The sequence below is a fragment of the Streptomyces sp. NPDC000410 genome (assembly GCF_040300305.1).
GTDB lineage: Bacteria > Actinomycetota > Actinomycetes > Streptomycetales > Streptomycetaceae > Streptomyces.
Genome location: NZ_JBEPDM010000035.1, coordinates 12,849 through 35,878, shown reverse-complemented (window position 1 = coordinate 35,878; position 23,030 = coordinate 12,849). Strand labels below are relative to the sequence as shown.

Annotated in this window: 25 protein-coding genes; 16 read left to right on the top strand and 9 right to left on the bottom strand. The window is 71.0% G+C overall.

The window, feature by feature from the left end; translation table 11 throughout:
* Positions 1 to 41 precede the first annotated feature (41 nt).
* Positions 42 to 821 (bottom strand): SDR family NAD(P)-dependent oxidoreductase, encoded by a 780-nt coding sequence (locus ABT342_RS27420; RefSeq protein ID WP_351579319.1) that lies wholly within the window; start codon positions 819 to 821, stop codon positions 42 to 44.
* Between the two features lie 161 nt (positions 822 to 982).
* Complete coding sequence (locus ABT342_RS27415; RefSeq protein WP_351579316.1) at positions 983 to 1,693, bottom strand: TetR/AcrR family transcriptional regulator; 711 nt, start codon at positions 1,691 to 1,693, stop codon at positions 983 to 985.
* A 111-nt stretch (positions 1,694 to 1,804) separates the two neighbouring features.
* Between ABT342_RS27415 and ABT342_RS27410 the strand changes: the two genes are divergently transcribed.
* From ABT342_RS27410 to ABT342_RS27400, 3 genes are all read left to right on the top strand, one after another.
* Positions 1,805 to 2,506: an NAD(P)-dependent oxidoreductase gene (locus ABT342_RS27410; RefSeq protein WP_351579314.1), complete on the top strand. Its 702-nt coding sequence runs from the start codon at positions 1,805 to 1,807 to the stop codon at positions 2,504 to 2,506.
* Positions 2,507 to 2,612: 106 nt separating this feature from the next.
* Positions 2,613 to 4,232 (top strand): RNA polymerase sigma factor, encoded by a 1,620-nt coding sequence (locus ABT342_RS27405; RefSeq protein WP_351579311.1) that lies wholly within the window; start codon positions 2,613 to 2,615, stop codon positions 4,230 to 4,232.
* Positions 4,233 to 4,329: 97 nt separating this feature from the next.
* A complete protein-coding gene (locus ABT342_RS27400; protein WP_351579308.1) occupies positions 4,330 to 4,563 on the top strand; it encodes a response regulator transcription factor in 234 nt (77 codons plus the stop codon).
* A 90-nt stretch (positions 4,564 to 4,653) separates the two neighbouring features.
* Here the strand turns inward: ABT342_RS27400 and ABT342_RS27395 are convergent, their stop codons facing one another.
* The 4 genes from ABT342_RS27395 to ABT342_RS27380 all read right to left on the bottom strand — a co-directional run bounded on the left by ABT342_RS27395 (position 4,654) and on the right by ABT342_RS27380 (position 7,369).
* Complete coding sequence (locus ABT342_RS27395; RefSeq protein WP_351579305.1) at positions 4,654 to 5,112, bottom strand: ATP-binding protein; 459 nt, start codon at positions 5,110 to 5,112, stop codon at positions 4,654 to 4,656.
* Between the two features lie 228 nt (positions 5,113 to 5,340).
* A complete protein-coding gene (locus tag ABT342_RS27390) occupies positions 5,341 to 6,087 on the bottom strand; it encodes a hypothetical protein (protein WP_351579302.1) in 747 nt (248 codons plus the stop codon).
* A 136-nt stretch (positions 6,088 to 6,223) separates the two neighbouring features.
* Positions 6,224 to 6,448, bottom strand: coding sequence for a hypothetical protein (locus ABT342_RS27385; RefSeq protein ID WP_351579299.1), 225 nt, complete (start codon positions 6,446 to 6,448; stop codon positions 6,224 to 6,226).
* A 135-nt stretch (positions 6,449 to 6,583) separates the two neighbouring features.
* Positions 6,584 to 7,369: a class I SAM-dependent methyltransferase gene (locus tag ABT342_RS27380; RefSeq protein ID WP_351579296.1), complete on the bottom strand. Its 786-nt coding sequence runs from the start codon at positions 7,367 to 7,369 to the stop codon at positions 6,584 to 6,586.
* Positions 7,370 to 7,491: 122 nt separating this feature from the next.
* Here ABT342_RS27380 and ABT342_RS27375 point away from each other — a divergent pair, with 122 nt between their 5' ends.
* Positions 7,492 to 8,184, top strand: coding sequence for a sortase domain-containing protein (locus ABT342_RS27375; protein WP_351579293.1), 693 nt, complete (start codon positions 7,492 to 7,494; stop codon positions 8,182 to 8,184).
* Between the two features lie 27 nt (positions 8,185 to 8,211).
* Here ABT342_RS27375 and ABT342_RS27370 read toward each other — a convergent pair whose 3' ends face one another.
* Complete coding sequence (locus ABT342_RS27370; RefSeq protein ID WP_351579290.1) at positions 8,212 to 8,496, bottom strand: hypothetical protein; 285 nt, start codon at positions 8,494 to 8,496, stop codon at positions 8,212 to 8,214.
* A 138-nt stretch (positions 8,497 to 8,634) separates the two neighbouring features.
* Positions 8,635 to 8,802, bottom strand: a complete 168-nt coding sequence (locus tag ABT342_RS27365; protein ID WP_351579287.1) for a hypothetical protein — start codon at positions 8,800 to 8,802, stop codon at positions 8,635 to 8,637.
* 186 nt (positions 8,803 to 8,988) lie between these two features.
* On the opposite strand from ABT342_RS27365, the gene ABT342_RS27360 reads away from it, so the two are divergent.
* The 11 genes from ABT342_RS27360 to ABT342_RS27310 all read left to right on the top strand — a co-directional run bounded on the left by ABT342_RS27360 (position 8,989) and on the right by ABT342_RS27310 (position 20,021).
* A complete protein-coding gene (locus tag ABT342_RS27360) occupies positions 8,989 to 9,831 on the top strand; it encodes an ABC transporter substrate-binding protein (protein WP_351579284.1) in 843 nt (280 codons plus the stop codon).
* Entirely contained in the window at positions 9,828 to 10,628 is an 801-nt protein-coding gene (locus ABT342_RS27355; RefSeq protein ID WP_351579281.1) for an amino acid ABC transporter permease, read from the top strand. The genes ABT342_RS27360 and ABT342_RS27355 overlap by 4 nt, the downstream gene beginning before the upstream one ends.
* Positions 10,629 to 10,635: 7 nt before the next feature.
* The gene (locus ABT342_RS27350; protein WP_351579278.1) at positions 10,636 to 11,451 is read left to right on the top strand and encodes an amino acid ABC transporter ATP-binding protein; all 816 of its coding nucleotides are present in this window, start codon (positions 10,636 to 10,638) and stop codon (positions 11,449 to 11,451) included.
* 240 nt (positions 11,452 to 11,691) lie between these two features.
* The gene (locus ABT342_RS27345) at positions 11,692 to 12,453 is read left to right on the top strand and encodes a DeoR/GlpR family DNA-binding transcription regulator (RefSeq protein WP_351579275.1); all 762 of its coding nucleotides are present in this window, start codon (positions 11,692 to 11,694) and stop codon (positions 12,451 to 12,453) included.
* Between the two features lie 100 nt (positions 12,454 to 12,553).
* Complete coding sequence (locus tag ABT342_RS27340) at positions 12,554 to 13,927, top strand: ABC transporter substrate-binding protein (RefSeq protein ID WP_351579272.1); 1,374 nt, start codon at positions 12,554 to 12,556, stop codon at positions 13,925 to 13,927.
* A complete protein-coding gene (locus ABT342_RS27335) occupies positions 13,924 to 14,889 on the top strand; it encodes a carbohydrate ABC transporter permease (RefSeq protein ID WP_502965627.1) in 966 nt (321 codons plus the stop codon). The genes ABT342_RS27340 and ABT342_RS27335 overlap by 4 nt, the downstream gene beginning before the upstream one ends.
* Positions 14,889 to 15,740: a carbohydrate ABC transporter permease gene (locus ABT342_RS27330; protein ID WP_351579270.1), complete on the top strand. Its 852-nt coding sequence runs from the start codon at positions 14,889 to 14,891 to the stop codon at positions 15,738 to 15,740. Before ABT342_RS27335 ends, ABT342_RS27330 begins: the two co-directional genes overlap by 1 nt.
* On the top strand, positions 15,737 to 16,729 hold the full coding sequence (locus ABT342_RS27325; RefSeq protein ID WP_351579267.1) for a zinc-dependent alcohol dehydrogenase family protein: 993 nt from the start codon (positions 15,737 to 15,739) through the stop codon (positions 16,727 to 16,729). The genes ABT342_RS27330 and ABT342_RS27325 overlap by 4 nt, the downstream gene beginning before the upstream one ends.
* Positions 16,726 to 17,691 (top strand): PfkB family carbohydrate kinase, encoded by a 966-nt coding sequence (locus ABT342_RS27320; protein ID WP_351579264.1) that lies wholly within the window; start codon positions 16,726 to 16,728, stop codon positions 17,689 to 17,691. Before ABT342_RS27325 ends, ABT342_RS27320 begins: the two co-directional genes overlap by 4 nt.
* Entirely contained in the window at positions 17,688 to 18,137 is a 450-nt protein-coding gene (locus ABT342_RS27315) for a nitroreductase family deazaflavin-dependent oxidoreductase (RefSeq protein WP_351579261.1), read from the top strand. The genes ABT342_RS27320 and ABT342_RS27315 overlap by 4 nt, the downstream gene beginning before the upstream one ends.
* Before the next feature lie 423 nt (positions 18,138 to 18,560).
* A complete protein-coding gene (locus ABT342_RS27310) occupies positions 18,561 to 20,021 on the top strand; it encodes a PP2C family protein-serine/threonine phosphatase (RefSeq protein WP_351579258.1) in 1,461 nt (486 codons plus the stop codon).
* 125 nt (positions 20,022 to 20,146) lie between these two features.
* Here the strand turns inward: ABT342_RS27310 and ABT342_RS27305 are convergent, their stop codons facing one another.
* A complete protein-coding gene (locus ABT342_RS27305; RefSeq protein ID WP_351579256.1) occupies positions 20,147 to 21,658 on the bottom strand; it encodes a DNA-binding protein NsdB in 1,512 nt (503 codons plus the stop codon).
* A 233-nt stretch (positions 21,659 to 21,891) separates the two neighbouring features.
* Here ABT342_RS27305 and ABT342_RS27300 point away from each other — a divergent pair, with 233 nt between their 5' ends.
* Complete coding sequence (locus ABT342_RS27300) at positions 21,892 to 23,013, top strand: aminoglycoside phosphotransferase family protein (protein WP_351579253.1); 1,122 nt, start codon at positions 21,892 to 21,894, stop codon at positions 23,011 to 23,013.
* Positions 23,014 to 23,030 lie beyond the last annotated feature (17 nt).

Sequence of the window (23,030 nt, the reverse complement as noted above, 5' to 3'; positions counted from 1 at the left end):
GCAGGGGGCAGGGATTCGCGTGTCTTCGCACGGTGTCGGGGTCAGTGGACGGAGAACCCGCCATCGACGAAGATCGCCTGCCCGGTGACGTAGCCGGAGGCGCGGCCGGCCAGGAACACCGCCGCTCCGGCGAAGTCCTCGGCCAGGCCGTTGCGCCCGACCAGCGTGCGCGCGGCCAGGGCCGCCACCTTCTCCGGGTCGGACGACAACCGCTCGTTGAGCGGGGTCATGACGAAGCCGGGCACCAGCGTGTTGCAGGTGACGCCGTGCGGCGACCAGGCCTCGGCCTGCGAGCGGGCCAGCGCCTCCAACGCCCCCTTGGAGACCCCGTAGGCGCCGCTCTGGACGAACGCCCGGTGCGCCTGCTGGGAGGAGATGTGGATGATCCGCCCGAATCCCCGCTCGGCCATACCGGGCCCGAACCGCCGGCCCAGCAAGTAGGGCGCCTCCAGGTTCACCGCCATCGTGGCGTCCCACACCTCGTCGCCCAGCTCACCCATCGGCGGCCGCAGGTTGATCCCGGCGCTGTTCACGAGAATGTCGGGCTCGCCGAACACCTCGGCCGCCTCCTCCGCCGCCGCGCGCACCCCGTCGCGGGTGCCCAGGTCGGCGCTCACCCAGGCCGCCCGGCAGCCGTCCGCCGCCAGCTCGTCGACCGTGGCAGCCAGTTCCGACTCCTTGCGGGCCACGATCACCACGCTCGCCCCCGCTCGCGCGAGAGCCCCGGCGATGGCCCGGCCGATGCCGGAACTGCCGCCCGTCACCACGGCGACCCGGCCGTCCAGCGAGAACAGTTCGGAGAGGTAGCTGTTCGAGATCATGCCCGCACCCTAGAGGGCGCGTCCACGGCGAGGCCCGCTGGGGCCGTGAGCCGGACGCGACTGCGGCTCCGGCTCCGGCGTAGGACATCTATCGAGTCGGATACATCGAGCCGGATGCATCCGGCCGCGTGGGCGGGGCGAGAGCCGTACCGCTCCTGCCGTCACTTCCGCGGTGTGATCCCCAAGGACCTGACCAGCTGGGCGAGTTCCTCGCGGAAGAGCTTGTCCGGGCTGAGCGCCTGGGTCCGAAGATGGCCGTAGATCTCCAGTGACACCAGGCCGTGGAGGTGGCTCCAGATGCGCAGGGCGAGGGCGACGGCGGCCGGGGGAAGGTCGGGGAAGGCGGGGCGCACCTTGTCGAGGAGTCCGGTGTCGAAGTCGGTCCATGCGAAGTCGCTGTCCGCGTAGCGGTGTTGGGCGTGCGGCCAGGCAGCGGCCGCCAGTGCGGTGATGCCGGTGCAGACGCGGCGGGCGGCGTCCGGGGCGGCGCCGCCCTCGGGGGGCCGGTAGCCGGGAACGGGATCGCCGTAGATGAGGCGGAATCCCTCGGGGTTGGCCAGGGCCCAGTTCCGGAAGGCGCGGGCCCATGCCTGGATCCGGGCGCCGGGGTCCTGGGCGGGCGCGCCGTCCCAGGCGGCGTCCACGGTGTCGGCCAGCGAGGTGTACACGTGGTTGATCAGAGTGGTGACCAGGTCGTCGCGCGTGGCGAAGTAGCCGTAGATGGCGTTGGCGGTCATGCCCATCTCACGGGCGATGGCCCGAAGAGTGATCGCGTCGGGCCCGCCCGAGGCCATCAACTCCAGCGCGACCTGCTTGATTTCGGCGGTCGTCTCGGCCCGTAGTCGCTCGCGGCGTCCCCTGATCGTTCCCACAGTGGCTGACTCTACAGCGTCACCTGAGTGAGCGACGTGCAGTTACTTCACGGCGTATAGTTTTCTTACGTCGTGAAGATGTTGCGGCGTACACAGCTATTGGGGAGAGCCATGCGCATCGGAGTCATCGGCGCCACGGGCGGCATCGGCAGTCGGGTCGTCACCGAAGCCCTCGGGCGGGGGCACCACGTCACGGCCTTCAGCCGCGACGCCACACAGATCGACGATCACCGCGAGAACGTCACCTGGAAGAGCGTCGACGTCCTCGACTCCGGGAGCGTCGCCGCCGCCCTACCCGGCCTTGACGTGCTGATCAGCGGATTCCAGCCCGGGAACGGCACCAGGGACATCGTCGACACGGTGGCACGGTCGATCGCCGACCCCACCGTCTACGCCACCGCCGCGCGAGCACTGCTGAAAGCGCTGGAGAGCCATCCCCGCACCCGGCTCATCGTCATCGGCGGCGCCGGCAGCCTGGAGCTCGAGCCCGGACTCGTGCTGGCCGACTCCGGCGAACTCCTGCACGCGAAGCTCGAAGCCCTCGGCCTGCCGAGGGAGTACGCCGCCGCCGTCCGCGGCCATCGGGATGCCTTGAACGTCCTGCGCACGTCGAACCGGCTGTGGACGTACTTCAGCCCGGCGGAGGACATCGCCCCCGGCGAGCGCACGGGCCGGTTCCGGACAGGGGGCGATCAGCCGGTCCTCGACGCGGACGGGCGCAGCCGCATCTCCATGGAGGACGCCGCCGTCGCGCTCGTCGACGAGGCGGAGCTCCCCCGCTTCGTCCAGCGCCGCTTCACCATCGGCTACTGAATCGGCCACCGAGACCGTCGGCGCGGGCGGGGCCCGACGGGGCGGGAATGCCATCGCGGGACCGGGCCGGGATGCCCGGCTCGCAGGTGACGGTTACCGTGAGTGCATGGACGACCCCGGAATGGTGGCGGCCATGCGGGCTGCCGACCCCAGCGGGCTGGCAGCGGCGTACGACACGTACGCCGGTCGCATCTTCGGCTATTGCCGTTCCGTCCTGCGCAGTCCCGACGCGGCCGCCGACGCGTTGCAGGACACCTTCGTCCTCGCCCATGAGCGCATCGGCCAGCTGCGGGATCCCCGGCGGCTGCGTCCGTGGCTCTACGCGATCGCGCGCAACGAATGCCTGCACCAGCTGCGCAGCGCGCGGCGCACCACCGCGCTCGACGAGGCCGCGGAGGTGGGCGACGAGAGTGTCGATCTCGACGCGGAATTGCGGAGCGAAGAGCTGCGTTCGCTGGTCTGGTCCGCCTACGGCGGGCTCAATCCGCCTGAACGTGAGGTGCTGGAACTCGCCCTGCGTCAGGAACTGGAGGGAGCGGACCTGGCGGCCGCGCTCGGGGTGTCGCTCAACCACGCGCACGCCCTGCTGTCCCGGGCCCGGCAGCAGTTGGAGACCTCGGTGGCGGCCGTGGTCGTCGCGCGGCGGGGACGCGGGGACTGCACCGAGCTGGCCGGGATGCTCGACGGCTGGGACGGCACGATGACGGTGCTCCTGCGCAAACGGATCACCCGGCACATCGGCGCATGCGAGATCTGCGGTGAACGCAAACGCCGCGAGGTCCGCGCCTCGGCGCTGCTGACGCTGCTGCCGTTCCCCGTCCTGCCGTCGTCCCTGCGGGAGCGGGTGCTCGATTCCGCCTTCGAGCCAGGACGGGAGGGACACCGGCGGGAGGTGAGCGACCGGGCGGCGGGCTTCGATGCGGAGGGCTTCCCCCGGCCCCGTGACCGGTGGTCACGAGGGTTGAGCTCGTCCCCGCGCACGGCGGCCTTCGTGGGCGCGGGGACGGCGGCCGTGCTAGTCGGCGTCGCAGTGTTGTGGGTGAACGCGGCCGAGGAGCCGACGGACCGCGAGCGCCCTGCCCCCAAGGCATCGCTGACCCCGGGGGCCACCGTGCCGGCGGGCGTGACGCTGCGTCCGGGAGACGTCGTCGGCGACAGGACCCTCGGCCCGGGCGAGACGCTTCAGCCTGGTGCCACCATCCCGCGCATCGGCCCGCGGCCACCTGGCGTGTCACCGCCGGTGCGGGATACGGCCCCGCAGTTGCCCGACCGCCCGACGGCGCCCCCGGAGCCGCCGGCGGTTCCGGATCAGCCGGAGCGGACCGATCGACCGGTGCGGCCGGGTCTGACGAATCGGCCGGTATCACCCGAGCAGCCGAAGCCGAACGAACCGCAGCCGCCGAAGCCCGATCTCCCGCCGGTACCACCGACGCCGCCGGCGCCGGATGAACCGCCGAACCCGCCGCCAGTGGACCATCCGCCGGTGCCTGATGAACCGCCGGTGCCTGATGAACCGCCGGTGCCTGATGAACCGCCGAACCCGCCGCCAGTGGACCATCCGCCGGTGCCTGATCTCCCGCCGGTGCCGAAGCCCGACAAGCCCCCGATCCCACCCCGCACCCGCGTACCCGTGCCCCAGAACCCGCCCGACCGGCCCGTCAAGCCTCCGTTCAGGCCGGATCTGACGGTCACGCCCCTGCCTCCTGACGAGCCGGTCATCGAGTAGCCGGAAATCGTGCTGCGAAATCTGCTGGTACCCGGGCCCCTCGTGGCTCCTGCAGGTGAACGCGGATGCCAGATGCCGCCGAAACAAGGGAGTCACCATGCATGACGACGTACAGCCGGTCGCGATCACGTCCCCCCGCCGCCCGGCACTCTCTCTGCGGGAACAGCAGATCCTGAGGCACATCGCCCGGGGACACACGTACGGTGCGACGGCGCGACGTATCGGAATATCGGTCCACACCGTCGACTCCTACCTGCGTCGAGTCCGTGCCAAGTTCGGGATCCACAGCCACGCCGAACTCATCCGGCTGGCCGTGGCCCTGGAACCGTGAGACGTGGTCGCCTCCCCGGAACGGGGGACGCGACGGCAGGGGCCGGGCCCCGCACCACCTGGTGGTGCGGGGCCCGGCCCTTGCCCGCGGTCAGTGATCCGGGGTGATGCCCAGGCCCACGCTGACCCGGCGGCCTTTCTCGCCGTCCCGGACCTCGGTCCATACGGCGAGGAACTCCACGATCCCCGTACCGCGACCGTGCTCGTCGGGCGCCATGGCCGACCGGGGATCGATGTGCCGGACAGCCTCACCCGAATCCGCCACCGCGATGTGCAGCTCGTCCGGGCCGAGGGCCAGCAGCACGGTCATGTCCGCGTGGCCGTGCTGGACCGCGTTCGCGGCCAGCTCGTCGACGATGAGCTCGGCGGAGTCCCGCGTGTCCTCCGCGAGGCCCCAGCGGCGGAGCAGATCGCCGGTGAAGTGGCGGGCGGCGGGAACGGACTCGTCGTGTGCGGGCAGCGTGAGAATGGCCTGGCATGCCGCGCGCCGGGAGTGGTCCGGCACCGGCGCGGTGCGGGACCGGGACTGGGTGGTGTCGGCGAGGCGCATGGCTGCCTCCTTCGGAAGGAGCGGCGGCCGGACGGGGGATGTGCACCCGTACCGGGTCTGACACTCCTGTGAGCCGGGGCGCCCTCCCGGACCAACACCTTTCCGAGGACTTCGGGCGGGAATTTCCCCCGCGCGTACGGCACCGGCGTCGTCCGGCACCGTCGAGTCGATCGGTGCCGGACGACGCCGGAAACGGGCCGGGCCCGGTCGGGCCTGGTCAGGCCGGTGTCACACCTTGGACAGCGGGGTGTACGTGGACGAGGGGTACCCCATGCGCTTCTCGAACTCGCGCAGCGCCTTGAGTGCCTCACAGGTGCCCTGTGCCGCCTTGCTCAGCTTCCCCACGAAGCAGACTCCCTGGGTGGCGTAATCCAGTACCTGAGCCTCGAAGGGGTACGTGTACCAGCGGAGGTTCACTCCCACCGGCCGCCAGTTGTTGACCATGTAGTCCTTCACCACCGTGTTGTAGAGCATCGCGTTGCTCACCTGCGAGGAACCACCGATCTTCGCCCCCGCGGAGTCACCGCGCACCTTCCACTGGCAGTTCGGCTTCTTGGACCAGCCGAGGTTGATCCCGTATTTGCGCTTCTTGTACTCCACGTACTCCTTGGTCTTCGTGTTGTAGAGGGCGAGTGCCTCGTCATGGTGGATGGGGCTGGACTCCGTCACCGCATCGCACTTCACGAACTTCCACTCGGTCTTGGGGGCAGCGCTCCACTTCAGCGCGATCCCCCAGCGGCGTGGGCCGTGGTGGAGGTGGTCCTTCTCGCGCTGGTTGTAGAGAGCGAACGGCACGTTCGTGTCTGCGGGGCCGTCGAACTTCAGCGACCACTGTTGCGGGGGCACGTTCTGGACCAGTGCCCGGGGCGCGTGGGCCTGTGCCACGGGCGGCGCCTGGAGCTGGGATATGGCCGTCGCGGCCATGAGGGCCACCAGCCCGGTCGCCACGGTACGACGCGTCATCGTTCCGTTCATGATCATTTCTCCTTGCTCGTTGCCTGATGGTGCGCGGCGACGGGCCGGTCATTCCGGCCGGACCGCCGCGCCACGGCAACCATCCGCGAAACAGACACAAGGGAGAAAGGCACGCAAAGGCGTGTCTTGACACGCCTCAGACGGAGCGCTTACGGCGGCGCAGCGCGCGCAACTGCCGCGGCGAGATGGACGCCCGGTGCCCACCGCTGGTGATCATCGCGTTCACCGGCGTCAGCGGATCCGCCGCCATCGCCTTGGCCAGCAGTACGCCGACGACCAGCGGGAGCAGGGCGACGGCCAGGGCCGCGCCGGCGGCGGTGACGTGCTGGATGCGGGGGTGCCGCCGTGCGTCGGAGATCATGACTCCTATTCGAACAGCGACGACCCGGCGGGGAATCGGACGACGTACTCAGCTCGTTCGTCCTCACATACTCATCTCGGCACATGCCCAAGTCCGCACATGCCCAAGTCCGCACATGCTCAACTCGGCACATGCTCAACTCCGCACATGCTCAACTCGGCGGCCGGTCAGCACCGCGACGTCGTACCGCTCCACGACCGGGACAGGACTCCCGAGTGGTTCGGCCGCGGCGTCGGCCTGCAAGCGGCGCAGGCCCGCCTCGAACTCCGCCTGCGTGAGGTGGGTGAACTTCGACTGGGGGCGTGACAGCATCCGCGCGTGGTACGCGCGCAGGCTGCTGGTGACCGGCTGGGCGAAGGACGTGACCTCCCGTACGGCGAAGCCCGCGGCGGCGAAGTCGGCGAGCACCTGCCGGCGGGACGGGAAGCGCTCCATGTCCACCTCCAGGAGCCGGGGCCAGTAGTCGTAGACGCGCGCGTCCAGCCGCTCCCGGAAGGTGGTCCGGATGACCACCGCGCCGCCCGGTCGCAGGATCCGGGCCAGTTCGTCCGCCGCCCGGCCCCGGTCGGGGAGGTGGTGGATCACGCGCGAGAGCAGGGCGAGGTCGAACACGCCGGGGCGCGTGGGTACGGCGTCCGCGGCGCCCGCGATGTAGTGCACCCGCGGACCGGCGTTGAAGCGCCGCGCATCGGCGAGCATGGCCAGGGAGGGGTCGACGCCGGCCACGACCGACGCGGGCAGCCAGCGGGCCATCGCGGCGCAGAACATGCCGGTTCCCGCGCCGATCTCCACGATCGCGGGCGCCGGGTGGGCGGTGAAGGACCCGATGAGCCGGGTCCAGGCACGCAGTGAGGCGGCGGGCATCTCGTTGCCGCTCTGGTAGGCGCAGGCCAGCCGTTCGTCGTCGTAGACGTTGCCCATCCGGCCGATCATGTTCCACCGGCCGGACCCGGGCAAGAGAGCCTGCCGGGAACAGTTGGCCGAATGCAGGTGTTGCCGGTTGCGGGGAGGGGACTGGTCCCTGCTTTTGCATCCGGAGCGTCATGTCTGTCATACGCGCTGTTCCCGTCGCGCTCGTCGGGGCGCTCGCCGTCGCACTCGTCGGCTGCTCGCCGGACGGGCGCGGCCCCGCATCGACGACGCGGGCGTCGTCCGTGCTGCTCCCGCCCGAGCCGAAGGCGTCCCCGCGGCCCGCTCCGGGGACGACGGCGACCAGGGCGAGCACGCAGGGCCGTGGCGCCTCGGTGAGCATTCCGTCGATCGGGCTCGAGGGCCTGCGTGTGGTCCCGTACGAGGGGACGACCGACGACTGGCCGGGGACGCGGATCCAGGACCGGGGTGTGGCCGCCAGTCCGTACGGGGCCGGTGGCGGGGTCGGGCCCGGCGAGGTCGGCAACTATCTGGTCACCGCGCACCGGCTGTCCGCGGGCGGGCCGCTGCGGATGCTGCCGTCCGTCGAGAAGGGTGATCCGGTGCTCGTCACGGCGGGCGGCTCGGTCTACGAGTACGTGATCACCGGGACCAGGAAGACCTCCTTCCGGTCCGAGCGGTCGCTCGCCGAGCAGCGGGCCGCGGTTCCCGGCCGCCCAGGTGAGCGCCCCACGAAGGCGATGATCACGATCTCGACCTGCGCGACGCCGGAGGACAACGCGGACGGGAACTTCTGGTGTGACGAGAAGAGCAACCCCGAGCACCGGATCGACAAGATCGGCGTGCTGCGGGCGGTCCGCCGATAGCGTCCCGCCCACGGTCCGCCCCCTGCGCTACTCCCCGTACTCGCGGTCGTCCACGGGCGCGTCGGGCAGTTCGCGCTCGAGGGACTCCCGGTAGGCGACGCAGCCGCGCATGAAGCGGGGCCACGGCGGCACGGCCACCTGCGGGTCCATGGGTTCCGGCAGCCGGCCCCACAGCTGAGGGTGGTGCCAGCACAGGGCGTGGCCGGAGCTGTCGCGATGCGTACGGATCGCCGCGCGCAGGCGCTTCACTTCGGCCAGGAGTTCGTCGGCCCCGAGTCCGTCGAGATCCGCGTCCAGGTCCATGGGGTCCATGGGCGCACGATAGGCGGCCCGGTCCGTGCCATGGCTCCGCTCCCGCGCGCACGCGCCGGGCGGGGTCACCCGGACGGCGCCGGACGGCGGGCCCAGCAGCTGTCTTTCGGATCTTGCCGGGCTGATCCAAGACAGGCCCTAGCCGCCGAACAGCGACGTTCCCATCCAGATCACCACGAGCCAGCCGCCCACGACGACCAGGGCCATGAGGAGCACGGCCGCCACCGCCGCCGGTGGCAGGGGCTCCGGGGCCGCGGGGGTCTCGGGCTCGACCGGACAGCACTTCGAGCAATGCGGGTCGCTCATGCGGCAGAGCATGCCCACCCCCGTCGGCCGCTCGGAACATACGAACCGGACAATCTCGCCATGCCGGCCGTGGACCGCTCACGCGTGCGGCGAACTCCGCGACGGCGCGGGGCCGGTGGCATACGATCATCGCCGGCGGTCACCGCCCGGAGGCCGCCGCCGTACCTGCGCCCATGGAGGTCAACCATGTCCAGGACTGCCGACGGCCCCCGCGGCCGGCACATGCGTCACCTCGCCTCAGCCGGTGCCGCCGTGGCCGGGCTGATGCTCGCCGTCGGCTGTTCCTCGGGCGGCGAGGGGCCCGGGGAGGCGGCGGGCGGGGTGCCCGTGGTCGAGAAGGGGAAGCTGACCACCTGCACGCACCTGCCCTATCCGCCGTTCCAGTTCGAGAAGGACGGGAAGTACGTCGGCTTCGACGTGGCGCTCGTCGACCTGGTGGCGAAGGACCTCGGGGTCCAGCAGGAGATCATCGACACCCCGTTCGAGAACTTCAAGACGGGCGCGTTCCTCAACTCCGGACGGTGCGATCTCGCCGCCGCGGGCATGACGATCACCGACGAGCGCAAGAAGAACGTGGACTTCTCCGTCCCGTACTTCGACGCCACCCAGGCGCTGCTCGCGACGAAGAAGAGCGGGCTGACGTCACTGGCCGACGTCAAGGCCAAGAAGGCGAAGCTCGGCGCGCAGGCGGAGACGACCGGCGAGAGCTACGCGAAGTCGCAGGGCTTCGACCCGGTCGCGTTCGAGAGCTCGGACGCCGTGCTGAACGGGCTGCGCACCGGGCAGGTCGACGCCGTCGTCATCGACTATCCCGTCGTTCAGGGGTGGCTGAAGGACAAGGCCAACGCGGACGCCTTCGCACTCGGACAGAACATCGAGACGGGTGAGCAGTACGGCTTCTCGGTGAAGAAGGGCAACACGAAGCTGCTGGCCGCGATCGACAAGGCGATCAAGGACGCCAAGGCGGACGGCACGTACGACAAGCTGTACGAGCAGTGGATCGGTCCGCTGCCCCAGGGACGGTCGTGACCTCTCGGCTCACCCGGCGCCAGCGGCGCCGGGTGTCGCAGGGCGTCCAGTACGCGGTGTTCGTCGCCGTCGTCGTCCTGATCGCCGTCATGGCCGACTGGGACCGGCTGCAGAACCAGTTCGCGCAGAAGGACCTCGCGAGCCGGCTGTTCCCGGACATCATCACCATCGCGCTGCGCAACACGGTGGTGTACACGCTCTCCGGCTTCGTGTTCGGTCTGGTGCTGGGGCTGGTCATCGCCCTGATGAGACTGTCGTCGGTCGCGCCGTACCGGTGGGTGGCGAGCGTCTACATCGAGCTGTTCCGAGGGCTGCCCGCGCTGCTGATCTTCATCTTCGTGGGTGTGGCGGTACCGCTGGCGTTCCCGGGGACGGAGATCCCCGGCGGTACGTACGGGAAGGTCGCCCTCGCTCTGGGGCTGGTCGCCGCCGCGTACATGGCGGAGACGATCAGGGCCGGGATCCAGGCCGTGCCCAAGGGGCAGATGGAGGCGGCGCGCTCGCTGGGGTTCTCGCACGCCCGCGCGATGGTGTCGGTGATCATTCCGCAGGCGTTCCGGATCGTCATCCCGCCGCTCACGAACGAGCTGGTGCTGCTGTTCAAGGACTCTTCGCTGGTGCTCTTCCTCGGTGTCACGCTGGACGAGCGGGAGCTGACGAAGTTCGGCCGGGATCTGGCGAGCCAGACCGCCAATTCGACGCCGATCCTCGTGGCCGGGCTGTGCTATCTGCTGGTGACGGTGCCGCTCAGTCTCGTCGTGCGCCGGCTGGAAGCCCGTACGGAAAAGGCCAGGTGAGGACCGGATGGCAGAGAACGAGATCGAGATCCGCGGGCTGCACAAGTCGTTCGGGGACAACGAGGTGCTGCGCGGCATCGACCTGGACGTGGCCAGGGGCGAGGTGGTGTGCGTCATCGGGCCGTCCGGTTCCGGCAAGTCGACGCTGCTGCGCTGTGTGAATCTGCTGGAGGAACCGACGGCCGGGCAGGTCTTCGTCGGCGGCACGGAGGTCACCGATCTCGATGTGGACATCGACGCCGTGCGGCGGCGGATCGGCATGGTCTTCCAGCAGTTCAACCTGTTTCCGCATGTGACCGTCGCCGACAACCTGACGCTGCCGCAGCGGCGGGTGCTGAAGCGGGACAAGGCGCGGGCGGCCGCCGTGGCCCGGGAGAACCTCGAGCGGGTCGGCCTGGCCGAGAAGGCCGACGCGTATCCGGCGCAGTTGTCGGGCGGGCAGCAGCAGCGGGTGGCCATCGCCCGTGCGCTGGTGATGGACCCTGAGGTCATGCTCTTCGACGAGCCGACGTCCGCGCTGGACCCCGAACTCGTCGGGGAGGTGCTGGCGGTGATGCGGGTGCTGGCGGGGGAAGGCATGACGATGATGGTCGTCACGCACGAGATGAGCTTCGCCCGGGAGGTCGCCGACCGGGTGGTGTTCATGGACGGCGGCGTGATCGTGGAACAGGGACCGGCCGAGCGGGTGGTGGGCGACCCGCGGCACGAGCGGACGCGGAACTTCCTCACCCGCATCCTCGACCCGGCGGCCGCGCGGGAGCCGGGGCCGGTGGGCGACGGGGGCGATGGCGTGCGCGACGACGTACGCAAGGAGAGCCCCTGACAGGAGGTCCCCAGGGGAGCGCGGGCACCGTTCGGGCGGACACGCGGCGTGATCGGGCAGCGCCGTGTCCACCGGGGAGTGGGTATCCGGGCCGCCACCTGCACGGACAGGGCCGTGGAAACGGGCATGAACGGGCACCGCGACAGCTGCGAAGAGCCTGGTCCGCCGCCTGCGCTGCTTGTAGAAACGACGCATGGGCCCGAACGGGCGCAGCGGAGCCGAAGCAAGGAAGTGTGTGCCGTGGACACCGAGGAGCGTCGCCGAAGCATTCTCGAGGCCGCCCGCAAGGACGGGGCCGTCGAGGTCAACGGTCTGGCCGAGGCGTTCCGGGTAGCCAAGGAGACGATCCGGCGGGATCTGCACACGCTCGAGGAGCACGGCCTCGTGCGGCGTACGCACGGCGGCGCGTATCCGGTGGAGAGCGCCGGGTTCGAGACGACGCTGGCGTTCCGTACCACCCGCCACGTGCCGCAGAAGTCGCGCATCGCGGCGGCGGCCGCGGAGCTCCTCGGGGACGCGGAGACCGTGTTCATCGACGAGGGGTTCGCCCCGCAGCTGATCGCCGAGGCACTGCCGCGCGACCGGCCGCTGACGGTGGTGACCGCGTCGCTGGCGGTCGCGTCGGGCCTGGCCGGTGCGGGGCAGACCGGGGTGCTGCTGCTCGGTGGCCGGGTGCGTGGCGGCACCATGGCGACGGTGGACCACTGGGCCACGCGGATGCTCGCGGGCTTCGTCATCGACCTGGCGTTCGTGGGCGCGAACGGCATCTCCCGGGAGCACGGGCTGACGACGCCCGACCCGGCCGTGTGCGAGGTGAAGGCGCAGGCCGTGCGCAGTTCACGCAGGCGGGTGTTCGCCGGGGTCCACACCAAGTTCGGGGCCGTCAGTTTCTGCAAGTTCGCCGATGTCGACGACTTCGAGGCGATCGTCACCGACACGGGCCTGCCCGCGGCGGAGGCCCAGCGGTACTCGCTGCTCGGGCCACAGGTCATCCGCGTCTGACGGCACCGCCCGTCGAATTCCTCCCGCACCGCCGGCCCTCCCCTACGGGGCGGTGTCCGGCATGCCCCACAGCTCACCCAGGACGAGCAAGGAGAGAGTCATGTCCGCTACCCGACGACCACACGGGCCACGCGCCCGCCTCCACGCCCTCACCGCGGTCACGGCCGCGGCGGCGCTCCTCGCGGGCTGCGCCGGCGCCGGTGGCACCGCCACCGGCGACGGAGGCGGCGACACCGTCAACGTACTCATGGTGAACAACCCGCCGATGGTGCAGCTGCAGAAGCTGACCGCCGCGAACTTCACCAAGGAGACCGGCATCAAGGTGAACTTCACGGTGCTCCCGGAGAACGACGTCCGCGACAAGATCAGCCAGGACTTCTCCAACCAGGCGGGGCAGTACGACATCGCCACCATCAGCAACTACGAGGTGCCGTTCTACGCGAAGAACGGCTGGCTGCATCCCCTGGACGAGTACGCCGCGAAGGACAAGGCCTTCGACCAGGGCGACATCCTCAAGCCGCTCTCGGATTCGCTCACGGCCGCGGACGGCAAGCTCTACGCCGAGCCGTTCTACGGTGAGTCGTCGTTCCTCATGTACCGCAAGGACGTGTTCGCCGCGAAGGGCCTGAAGATGCCCGCGAAGCCCTCCTGGCAGCAGGTCGCGGACCTCGCGGCGAAGGCGGACGGTGCCGAGAAGGGCATGAAGGGCATCTGCCTGCGCGGGCTGCCGGGATGGGGCGAGGTGATGGCGCCGCTGACGACGGTCGTCAACACCATGGGCGGCACCTGGTTCACCAAGGACTGGAAGGCGCGGCTGAACTCCCCCGAGTTCACCAGGGCCACCGAGTTCTACGTCAAGCTCGTGCGCGAGCACGGCGAGGCCGGTGCCGCACAGGCCGGGTACGCCGAGTGCCTCAACAACATGACGCAGGGCAAGACGGCCATGTGGTACGACGCCACGGCGGGCGCCGGCTCGCTGGAGGCCAAGGACTCCCCCGTCAAGGGGAAGATCGGGTACGTGCCCGCGCCGGTGGAGAAGACGGAGAGCTCGGGCTGGCTCTACACCTGGGCCTGGGGCATGCAGAAGGCCTCCAAGAAGACCGACAGCGCCTGGAAGTTCATCTCCTGGGCCTCCGGCAAGGAGTACGAGGAGCTGGTCGGCAAGGAGGTCGGCTGGGCCGATGTGCCGGCCGGGAAGCGGACCTCGACGTACGCCAACCCCGAGTACGTGAAGTCCGCTTCGGCGTTCGCCGATGTGACCAGGCAGGCGATCGCCGCCGCCGATCCGGAGAACCCGGGGGTCCAGCCGCGCCCGGCCGCGGGCATCCAGTTCGTCGGCATCCCGGAGTTCACCGATCTGGGCACGAAGGTCTCGCAGGAGATCAGCGCGGCGATCGCGGGCCGCAAGTCGGTGCCCGAGGCGCTGGCGGCCTCGCAGAAGCTCGCCGAGAAGGTCGCCGAGGAGTACCGGTGAGTACGTCCGTCACGACGGCTCCCCGTCCGTCCACCCGCATCGCCGTACACGCACGACCACGCCGGCGTGGTGGCCCGCGTGCCTGGGCCACCCGCGCGCCGCTGCTGCCCGCGCTGGTCTTCCTGATCGTGGTGACCCAGCTGCCGTTCGTGGCGACGCTGGTGATCTCGCTGTTCGACTGGAACTCGCTGGACCCGCAGGCCCGCCGCTTCGCGGGACTGTCCAACTACGCCTCCGTGGCCACCGATTCCGCGATGCGCGAGTCGGTGCTGACGACCGTGCTGCTCACCGCGACCGTCGTGCTCGTCGCGGTGGTGCTCGGGCTGGTGCTGGCGCTGCTGCTGGACCGCACGTTTCCCGGCCGGGGTGTGGTGCGTACGCTGCTGATCACACCGTTCCTGCTGGTGCCGGTCTCGGCCGCGCTGCTGTGGAAGCACGCGCTCTACAACCCGGAGTACGGGCTGTTCAACGGGGCCTGGGCGTGGTTCGCGGGGCTCTTCGGCGACACGGAGCCCGCGCAGCCCGACTGGGTCTCGGACATGCCGCTCGTCGCGGTCGAGGCCTCGCTGGTGTGGCAGTGGACACCGTTCATGATGCTGATCCTGCTCGCGGGGCTGCAGAGCCGGCCGGCCGAGATGATCGAGGCCGCCCGGCTGGACGGCGCGAGCGCCTGGCAGATCTTCCGGTATCTGACGCTGCCGCATCTGCGGCGGTACCTCGAACTCGGCGTGCTGCTCGGCTCGATCTACATCGTGCAGAACTTCGACGCGGTGTTCACGATCACCTCCGGGGGGCTGGGCACCGCCAATCTCCCGTACACGATCTACCAGACCTTCTATCAGGCCCATGAGTACGGACTCGCCTCCGCGGCGGGCGTGGTCGTCGTGATCGGCACGATGGTGCTGGCGACGTTCGCGCTGCGGGTGGTCTCGTCCCTCTTCCGTGAAGAGGTGAAGCGCTGATGGCGCACGTCAACACCGCCACTCGGGGCCGTCGGCGCTCCAACGCCGCCCTGGGGCTGCTGGCCTGGATCGCGGGCATCGGATTCTGTCTGCCGGCCGGCTGGATGCTGCTCACGTCCTTCCACGCGGAGGCGGACGCGGCGACGAACCCGCCCTCGCTGGCGGCCGCGCTCACGCTCGACAGCTACCGCGAGTTCTTCGGCGAGGGCGGCGGCCCGCAGCCCTGGCCGCCGCTGATCAACTCCGCGACGGCGTCGGTCGTCTCGACGCTGCTGGTCCTGGTGCTGGCGCTGCCGGCGGCGTACGCGCTGTCGATCCGGCCGGTGCGCAAGTGGACGGACGTGATGTTCTTCTTCCTGTCCACGAAGATGCTGCCGGTCGTCGCCGGTCTGCTGCCCATCTATCTGTTCGCCAAGAACACCGGCCTGCTGGACAACATCTGGCTGCTCGTCCTGCTGTACACGTCGATGAACCTGCCGATCGCGGTGTGGATGATGCAGTCGTTCCTCGCCGACGTACCGGTCTCGATCATCGAGGCGGCGCAGGTGGACGGTGCGCGGCTGCCGACGGTGCTCGCGCGGGTGGTCGCGCCGGTCGCCGGGCCGGGGATCGCCGCCACCGCGCTGATCTGTTTCATCTTCAGCTGGAACGAGCTGTTGTTCGCGCGGGTGCTGAGCGGGGTCGTCGCCCAGACGGCGCCGGTGTTCCTGAGCGGGGTCGTCACCAGCCAGGGGCTGTTCCTGGCCCAGTTGTGTGCGGCGTCCGTCGTTGTGTCCCTGCCGGTGCTGGTCGCCGGTTACGCCGCCCAGGACAAGCTGGTCCAGGGCCTTTCCCTGGGAGCCGTGAAGTGAGGGCAGCGATCGTCGAAGCCCCCGGCAAGGTGTCCGTCGTGTCCGTGCCCGACCCGGCGCCGGGGCCGCGTGAGGTGGTCGTCGAGGTGGCGGCGTGCGGGCTGTGCGGGACCGATCTGCACATTCTGCAGGGGGAGTTCGCGCCCACGCTGCCGATCGTGCCGGGTCATGAGTTCGCCGGGGTGGTGGTGGCCGCCGGGGCGGACGTCAGCGAGGTCGCGGTCGGGGACCGGGTCGCCGTCGACCCGTCCCTGCCCTGCCACGAGTGCCGCTACTGCCGTGTCGGCCGCGGGAACCTCTGCGACCGGTTCGGGGCGATCGGGGTCACGACGGCGGGCGGCGCCGCCGAGTTCGCGGTGGCTCCCGTCGCCAACTGCGTCAGGCTGCCGGAGCACATCGAGGTGGGCGACGCGGCGCTGATCGAGCCGCTGTCGTGCGCGGTGCGCGGCTACGACGTGCTGCGCGGCACGCTCGGCGCCCAGGTGCTGATCTACGGCTCCGGGACGATGGGGCTGATGATGCTGGAGCTCGCCAAGCGCACGGGGGCCGTCGGGGTCGACGTCCTGGACATCAATCCGGACCGGCTCGCCACGGCGGAGCTGCTGGGGTGCTCCGGGGCCGCCGCGTCGGCCGAGGAACTCGACCGGGCGCCGCGCGGCTGGGACGTGGTGATCGACGCGACGGGGAACGCCGCGGCGATCCAGGACGGGCTGGGGCGGGTCGCCAAGGGCGGGACGTTCCTCCAGTTCGGGGTCAGCGACTACGCGGCGCGAGCGGTGATCGAGCCGTACCGGATCTACAACCAGGAGATCACCATCACCGGGTCGATGGCGGTGCTGCACAGCTACGAGCGGGCCGCCGCGCTCTTCGCCTCGGGGGTGCTCGACCCGGGGGTGTTCATCAGCGACCGGCTGCCACTGGAGCAGTATCCGCAGGCGATCGACCGGTTCCGGGCGGGCCTCGGCCGGAAGATCGTGGTGGAGCCGTGACGGGCGGGCCTGGCACCGTCCTCGTACTGGGCGAGGCCCTGGTCGATCTCGTACCGGTGGTGGGCCCTGAGGGGGCACCGGGCATGTGGCGTGCGCAGCCCGGCGGGGCTCCGGCGAACGTCGCCGTCGGGCTGGCGCGGCTGGGGACTCCGACGGTGTTCGCGGGCGGGCTCGGTGACGACGGCTTCGCGCGGATCGTCGAGGAGTGGCTGGGCTCGGCGGGCGTCGGTACGGGGCTGTGCGCGCGCTCCTCGGCACCGACGGCGCTGGCGGTCGCCGACCCGGGGCCGGACGGGAACAGCTACCACTTCCATCTGCGGGACACCGCCACGTTCCGGCTGCCGGACCTGACGGCACAGGACCTGTCCGGTTTCGGCGCGGTCTACGTGGGCGGGCTGGCCGCGGTCGTCGAACCGGCGGCGGGCGCGGTGGCGGCCGCGGCGCGGGCGGCGGCGGGGCACGGGCTGCTGGTCGTGGACCCCAACGTGCGCGGGGACGACGCCGCCGTGCTGCGGCGGCTGTGCGCCGCCGCGCATGTCGTCAAGGCCAGCGACGAGGACCTCGCGCGGCTGTGGCCCGGCACGGAGCCGGAGAAGTCGGCGCGGGCGCTGGCGGACGAGGGGCGGCTGGTGGTGCTGACGCGCGGGGCGCTCGGGGCTGCGGCGTTCCTGCCGTCGGGCGGATCGGTGTCCGTGCGGGCGGTGCCGGTGGAGGTGGTCAACACCATTGGCGCGGGGGACTCGTTCATGGCCGGGGTGCTCGCATGGCTGGGCACCGCGGGGCTGTTGCGGCGCGGTGGGCCGGAAGGGCTGGGCGCGCAGGGGGCGTCCAGGATGCTGGCGTACGCCGCCGGGGTGGCGGCGACGGTGTGCGCGCGGGGCGACGGGGCGGTGCCGGCGCGGGGGCCGCGGGGCTTCTCGATCGCCTGGGAGGCCGGAGGTGGGGCTACGGTGGGATCATGACGGATCACGACGCGGAAGCGTTACTCACACCGACCGAGTGGGTCGCGAACCAGGCACGTCTGTACGAGAGGTCGGGTGGCACCCGGGGCACGACGCTGCACGGCGCCCCGTGTCTGCTGCTCGACTACCGGGGCCGGCGCTCGGGCACCTGGCGTCGCACGGTCCTCATCTACGGCCGGGACGGCGGCGACCATCTGATCGTCGCGTCCAACGGTGGTGCCGACCGGCACCCGCTCTGGTACGTGAACCTGGTCGCGGAGCCCGAAGTGGTGCTGCGGGTGGGCACGGAGCGCTTCCGGGCGCGCGCCGAGACACTGCCGTCGGCCGAGAAGGCACGGGTGTGGCCACATCTGGTGGGGGTGTTCGCCCCGTTCGCCACGTATCAGGAGCGCACGGAGCGCGACATCCCGGTGGTCCGGCTCTCCCGCCTGCCCGGCACCCCCTGAGCCCTGTCCGCCCTGTCCGCCCTGATCGGCCGGACAGGGCCTGTGCGCACGCTGCCGGTGCATGAGTCGCGGGAATATCTCCCGGGCACCGTGGCGCTCAGAGCGTCCGACTGATGTGCGGTGTACGAGACGGTGAGCGAGCCCGCCGGGCGGGTGCGAGGGTGCGCGTCGGGGTATGGGTGGGGAAAGGCATGGAGCCCGCGCTTTCGGGGGTGGCTGACGTGACATCATGCTCCGGAGCAGGGGGCCTGCGCCGGCCGGCGGAGGGCCTCACCACCCGCCACAGGGCCGTTGGCATATGCCAGAAGCACCACCGTATCGAGTGTTGCCAAATCCCTTACGTGCACTCGCTCCCTGTGCAACAGTCGTAACCGGTCCCCCTCTTCAGACCTGGCCGCGCCGCAGCCTGCATCGGAGTTCGACATGCCGTCCCATCTGTTCGCGGACCGTCCCGCCCCACAGCCGCCCCGGCGCGGCACCGTGGACGAGTTGATCTCGCAGACCCGTCGGCTGCGTGGAGATGTGGACGCGGTGCGGCGCGACGCGGTGGTGGACGAGGACGACCCCCAGGTGCGCTGGCAGCGGGCACTGTGTGATCTGGCGGTCCATCAACTCGACGATCTGGGCACGCATTTGGGTCAGCTCCGGGAGGGCTTGCCGACGCTCCCCGACACCGCCTCCGGGGCCGAGGCGCCCGGGGCCACGGACGGCGAGGAGCCGGGTCCCTACGACGAGGTGGCGCCGCGTACCGGCTCACTGCTCAGCCGGGTCGGCAGCGGCGAGTGGAATCTGCTCAACGACGAGGTCAGCTGGTCGGACGAGCTGTTCCAGATCTTCGGCCGACCCGTGCAGAGCGGTCCGATGTCGCTGGACGAGCTGCCCTCGATGGTGTTCGCCGAGGACCAGAGCCTGCTGACCGCGATGGTGACGGACTGCCTGATCGACGGGAAGCCGATCGACGGCGAATTCCGCATCGTCCGCACCGACGGCCGCGTCCGGACGCTCCACATGATGGGCGAGCCCGTCCTCGACTCCGACGGCTGCACCGCCTCGATGTGGGCGGTTTTACGAGATGTCAGCGAGCTGCGCCGGACACAGCGCACGGTCCGCGAGACCCGCGACACGCTCGCCCGGCAGCAGCACATCGACCGGGCCGAGCGCCGGATCGCGGTGGAGCTGCAGGAGTCGGTCCTGCCGCCGTGGCGGGGATCGCTCACGCTCCCCCAGGACGGGCCGGCGGCCCTGGATCTGGCGGGCCACTATCTGCCGGCCGCGACCAGCGCGCTGATCGGCGGGGACTGGTACGACGCGCTCGAACTGCCCGGCGGAGGCACCCTGTTGAGCGTCGGTGACCTGACCGGACACGGGGTGACCGCCACATCGACGATGGCGATGCTCCTGGGTGCGCTGCGCGGCCTGGCGGTGGCGGGAATCAGCCCGGGGCCGCTGATGGGGCACCTCAATCAGCTGCTGGAGTCCTCGGCGCAGCCCGCGCTCGGCAGTGCGGTGTGCTGTCACTACGATGCGGCGGCCCGGACGCTGTCCTGGGCGCAGGCGGGGCACCCCGCCCCGCTGCTGTTCCGCGACGGGGTGGGGCACGCGCTGACACCGCCGGACGGCGTGCTGCTCGGGGCCACGCCCGGGGCGGCGTACGAACAGGCGGAGACGTTGCTGCTCCCCGGCGATCTGCTGGTGCTGCACACGGACGGGCTGACCCGGGGGGCCGATGCTCGTGACGGGTCCGGGGTGGGCCGACTGCTCGCTCTCGCCCCTCGATTCGCCGCCTCCCGCAGTGCTCAGGACTGCTTGCGGTCGATCGTCGAGGAGTTCGGCGAGAGCGAGCGTGAGGACGATGCCTGCGTGATGGTCGCCAAGCTCGGCTAGACGCACTGCTCGGCGGGTGGTCGGCGCGCCGACGCCGCCGCCCGCAGGTCCGGCCCCACCGGGATCCTCGGGACCCTCGGTTGGATCCGAGATCCGGGGCCGGTGTCCGGAGTTGGATCAGCCTGTCAGATCTCCGCGCTCCTGTGGCGCTTCGACGGGTCGGTGGGCAGGGCGAGTTGGATCTCCTCGCGCAGGTCCTGGATCCGCGCGTATCCCGCGTACTCGCCGGTGAGCCGGTACATCTCACGCAGCCGGTCCCAGGTGCGGTGCGACGAGGTCTCCCCCATCGACACCAGTGCCAGCCTGGCGTACCGGTCCGCCTGTTCCGGGTCGTCGGCGATGAAGCAGGCCGACGCCAGGGAGATGTAGTCGAAGATCTTCGACCTCTGGCGGCCGCCCTCGCGCAGCTGCAGCGCCATCTTGGCGTGGCGCTGAGCGGTGCTCGCGGCGGCCGGCTCGTGTTCGGCGAGGGTGCGGTAGGCGAGGGCCTGCATGCCGTGCAGGTCCGCCTCGTCGAACATCTGCATCCAGCTGGGCGGCGGTACGTCGCCCTTGTCGGAGACGAACAGTTCCTCCGCCTCGCCGAGGGTACGGCGCATGGCCTGGCCCCGGCCCATGGAGGCCTGCGCCCAGGCCTCGATGGTGCGCAGCATCGCGTGCGTACGCGGCAGGGTCTGTTCGCCCGAGCCGGACTTGGCGAGCTTCATCAGGTCGAGGGCGTCGTCCGGCCGGCCGAGGTGCACCATCTGGCGGGCGGCCCGGGAGAGCGCTTCGCCGGCGCGTGGGCGGTCGCCGCCCTCGCGGGCCGCGTGGGCGGCGATGACGAAGTACTTCTGTGCGGTGGGTTCGAGGCCGACGTCGTGGGACATCCAGCCGGCGAGGACGGCGAGGTTGGCGGCGACGCCCCACAGGCGCCGCTGGAGGTGGTCGGGGTGGCGGTAGGCGAGCATGCCGCCCACTTCGTTGAGCTGGCCCACGACGGCCTTGCGCTGGAGCCCGCCGCCGCGGGCCGCGTCCCAGGCGCGGAACACTTCGACCGAACGCTCCAGTGCCTCGATCTCCTGCGACCCGATGGGGGCGGCCTCGTAGCGGTCGAACCCGGCGGGGTCGGCGTGCAGGGGGTCGTCGATGCGCTGGGATCCGGAAAGGGGATGGGTGTTGGCGTGAGCGGGGTCGGTGTGCAGCCAGTCGTGCATGGCGCTGCTGAGTGCGGAGCCTGCGGCGAGCGCGGCGCCCGCGCCCACCAAGCCGCGTCGGTTGAGCATGAGGTCCATTCCCGTGAATTCGGTGAGGACCGCCGCCGTACGTTCGGGCGCCCATGGCAGGCCGTCGGGGCTGGTTTCCTTGCCCTTGACGTCTCGCCGTCTCCCGGCGCGCCCGTGCCGTACGAACCCGAGGTCCTCGATGGTCACGACACGGCCGAGTCGCTCGGTGAACAGAGCTGCCAGCACTTTGGGCACCGGTTCGCGCGGGGTTTCCCCCATGTCGATCCAGCGCCGTACGCGCGAGGTGTCGGTCGCCAGCTGCGGATGGCCCATGGCCGCCGCCTGCCGGTTCACAAGCCTCGCGAGCTCGCCCTTTGACCAGCCGGCGAGGCCGAACAGGTCTGCCAGGCGGGTGTTGGGTTCTCCGGTCACGTCAAGCCCCCAGGTTCTCGGCTGAGTTGACAGTAACCCCCTGTCATAGGGCTGGCGACTATTCGCCAGGGTTCGCCAGGGTCCGCCAGATGGTGTGCCACCCGCGGCCGGGTGTCAGGTAGGAACGCGCCACCCCGCCCCGGCAGCCCGACCGCATTCCCCAGGGTGCCGAAGGCTCTCGGGGCGGGGCAGCGTACGTGACTTGTCGGCACACGAAGGGATCTGTCTCGCCCATGTACACAGCATCGTCCTCCGTGTCCGCCCCGTCCCGGCTGCAGCGTCCCCTGCAGGCCGGCGGCGGGCCGTTTCTCGACCCCTCCCACGCGGGCCGCAACACTCGGCGGTGGCCGGGTACGGCCGGTCAACCGCTGAGCGGGAGGATCGACTTGTCCGGTCCCCAGGGTGCACAGCTGCGCATGGCGATCGCGTCGGTGCACCGCATCTGTCCGGAGTTCAACCCGGTCCAGGTGCTGCGCCGGAGCGGACGCTCCGTACTGCTCGTCGGCACGACGGGGCGCACGACGGCGGTGGCCAAGTGCTTACTGGATCACTCCCCCGTGTGGGCCGAGCGGTTCCGTCACGAAATAGCTGCATACCGCGCGTTCGTCCGGCACCGCCCTCCGGTGCGGGTGCCGCGTCTGATCGCCGCGGATCCGGACAACTGCACGCTGGTGATCGAGCGGATGCCGGGCCGCCCGGCGGCCCTCGCGCGGCACCCGAACGAGGCTCCGCCGCGGGCCGACGTGAGAGCCGTGCTCGGCGCTATCACCCGGCTCAACTCGTGGCGGCCGCCGGCGGGTTTGTTCGACGCGCCGCTGGACTACGCGTCGCGCATCGCCCGGTATCACGAGCTGGGGCTGTTCACCGACCGTGACCGGGACGATCTGCAGATGCTGCTGCACGGCCTCGCGCAGGCCAGTGGCCGGCAGGGCGTGGGCCAGTTCTCGCACGGCGACGCGCTGTTGTCGAACATGCTGATCGCGCCGACGGGTCCGGTGCTGGTGGACTGGGAGCACGCGGGCTGGTATCTGCCCGGGTACGACCTGGCCACGCTCTGGGCCGTCATGGGCGACGCGCCCATGGCGCGGCGTCAGATCAGTTCGCTGGCACAGCAGTCCGGTCCGGCCGCGCGGGACGCGTTCCTGGTCAACCTCATGCTGGTGCTGACCCGGGAGATCCGTACGTACGAGACGGCGGTCCAGCGGACGATGCGGGAGGCGGCACCGGTCGGGTCCGTACAGCAGCAGCACGGTGCCGTCTCGTCCGGGGAGGAGCAGCGGCTGCTCTTGCGGAGGCTGCACGACGACTGCGCGCTGGCACGCCGGGCGGTGCGCGCCGCGGTCGGCACGCGCTGACCGAGCAACGGGGCGGG

Coding starts and splice junctions, on each gene's coding strand:
- ABT342_RS27400 (WP_351579308.1), top strand. CDS start 4,330: ATGCATGACGACGTACAGCCGGTCGCGATCACGTCCCCCCGCCGCCCG.
- ABT342_RS27370 (WP_351579290.1), bottom strand. CDS start 8,496: ATGGACCCCATGGACCTGGACGCGGATCTCGACGGACTCGGGGCCGAC.
- ABT342_RS27330 (WP_351579270.1), top strand. CDS start 14,889: ATGGCGCACGTCAACACCGCCACTCGGGGCCGTCGGCGCTCCAACGCC.
- ABT342_RS27375 (WP_351579293.1), top strand. CDS start 7,492: ATGTCTGTCATACGCGCTGTTCCCGTCGCGCTCGTCGGGGCGCTCGCC.
- ABT342_RS27360 (WP_351579284.1), top strand. CDS start 8,989: ATGTCCAGGACTGCCGACGGCCCCCGCGGCCGGCACATGCGTCACCTC.
- ABT342_RS27385 (WP_351579299.1), bottom strand. CDS start 6,448: ATGATCTCCGACGCACGGCGGCACCCCCGCATCCAGCACGTCACCGCC.
- ABT342_RS27340 (WP_351579272.1), top strand. CDS start 12,554: ATGTCCGCTACCCGACGACCACACGGGCCACGCGCCCGCCTCCACGCC.
- ABT342_RS27315 (WP_351579261.1), top strand. CDS start 17,688: ATGACGGATCACGACGCGGAAGCGTTACTCACACCGACCGAGTGGGTC.
- ABT342_RS27300 (WP_351579253.1), top strand. CDS start 21,892: ATGTACACAGCATCGTCCTCCGTGTCCGCCCCGTCCCGGCTGCAGCGT.
- ABT342_RS27365 (WP_351579287.1), bottom strand. CDS start 8,802: ATGAGCGACCCGCATTGCTCGAAGTGCTGTCCGGTCGAGCCCGAGACC.
- ABT342_RS27405 (WP_351579311.1), top strand. CDS start 2,613: ATGGACGACCCCGGAATGGTGGCGGCCATGCGGGCTGCCGACCCCAGC.
- ABT342_RS27350 (WP_351579278.1), top strand. CDS start 10,636: ATGGCAGAGAACGAGATCGAGATCCGCGGGCTGCACAAGTCGTTCGGG.
- ABT342_RS27410 (WP_351579314.1), top strand. CDS start 1,805: ATGCGCATCGGAGTCATCGGCGCCACGGGCGGCATCGGCAGTCGGGTC.
- ABT342_RS27395 (WP_351579305.1), bottom strand. CDS start 5,112: ATGCGCCTCGCCGACACCACCCAGTCCCGGTCCCGCACCGCGCCGGTG.
- ABT342_RS27380 (WP_351579296.1), bottom strand. CDS start 7,369: ATGGGCAACGTCTACGACGACGAACGGCTGGCCTGCGCCTACCAGAGC.
- ABT342_RS27420 (WP_351579319.1), bottom strand. CDS start 821: ATGATCTCGAACAGCTACCTCTCCGAACTGTTCTCGCTGGACGGCCGG.
- ABT342_RS27390 (WP_351579302.1), bottom strand. CDS start 6,087: ATGAACGGAACGATGACGCGTCGTACCGTGGCGACCGGGCTGGTGGCC.
- ABT342_RS27310 (WP_351579258.1), top strand. CDS start 18,561: ATGCCGTCCCATCTGTTCGCGGACCGTCCCGCCCCACAGCCGCCCCGG.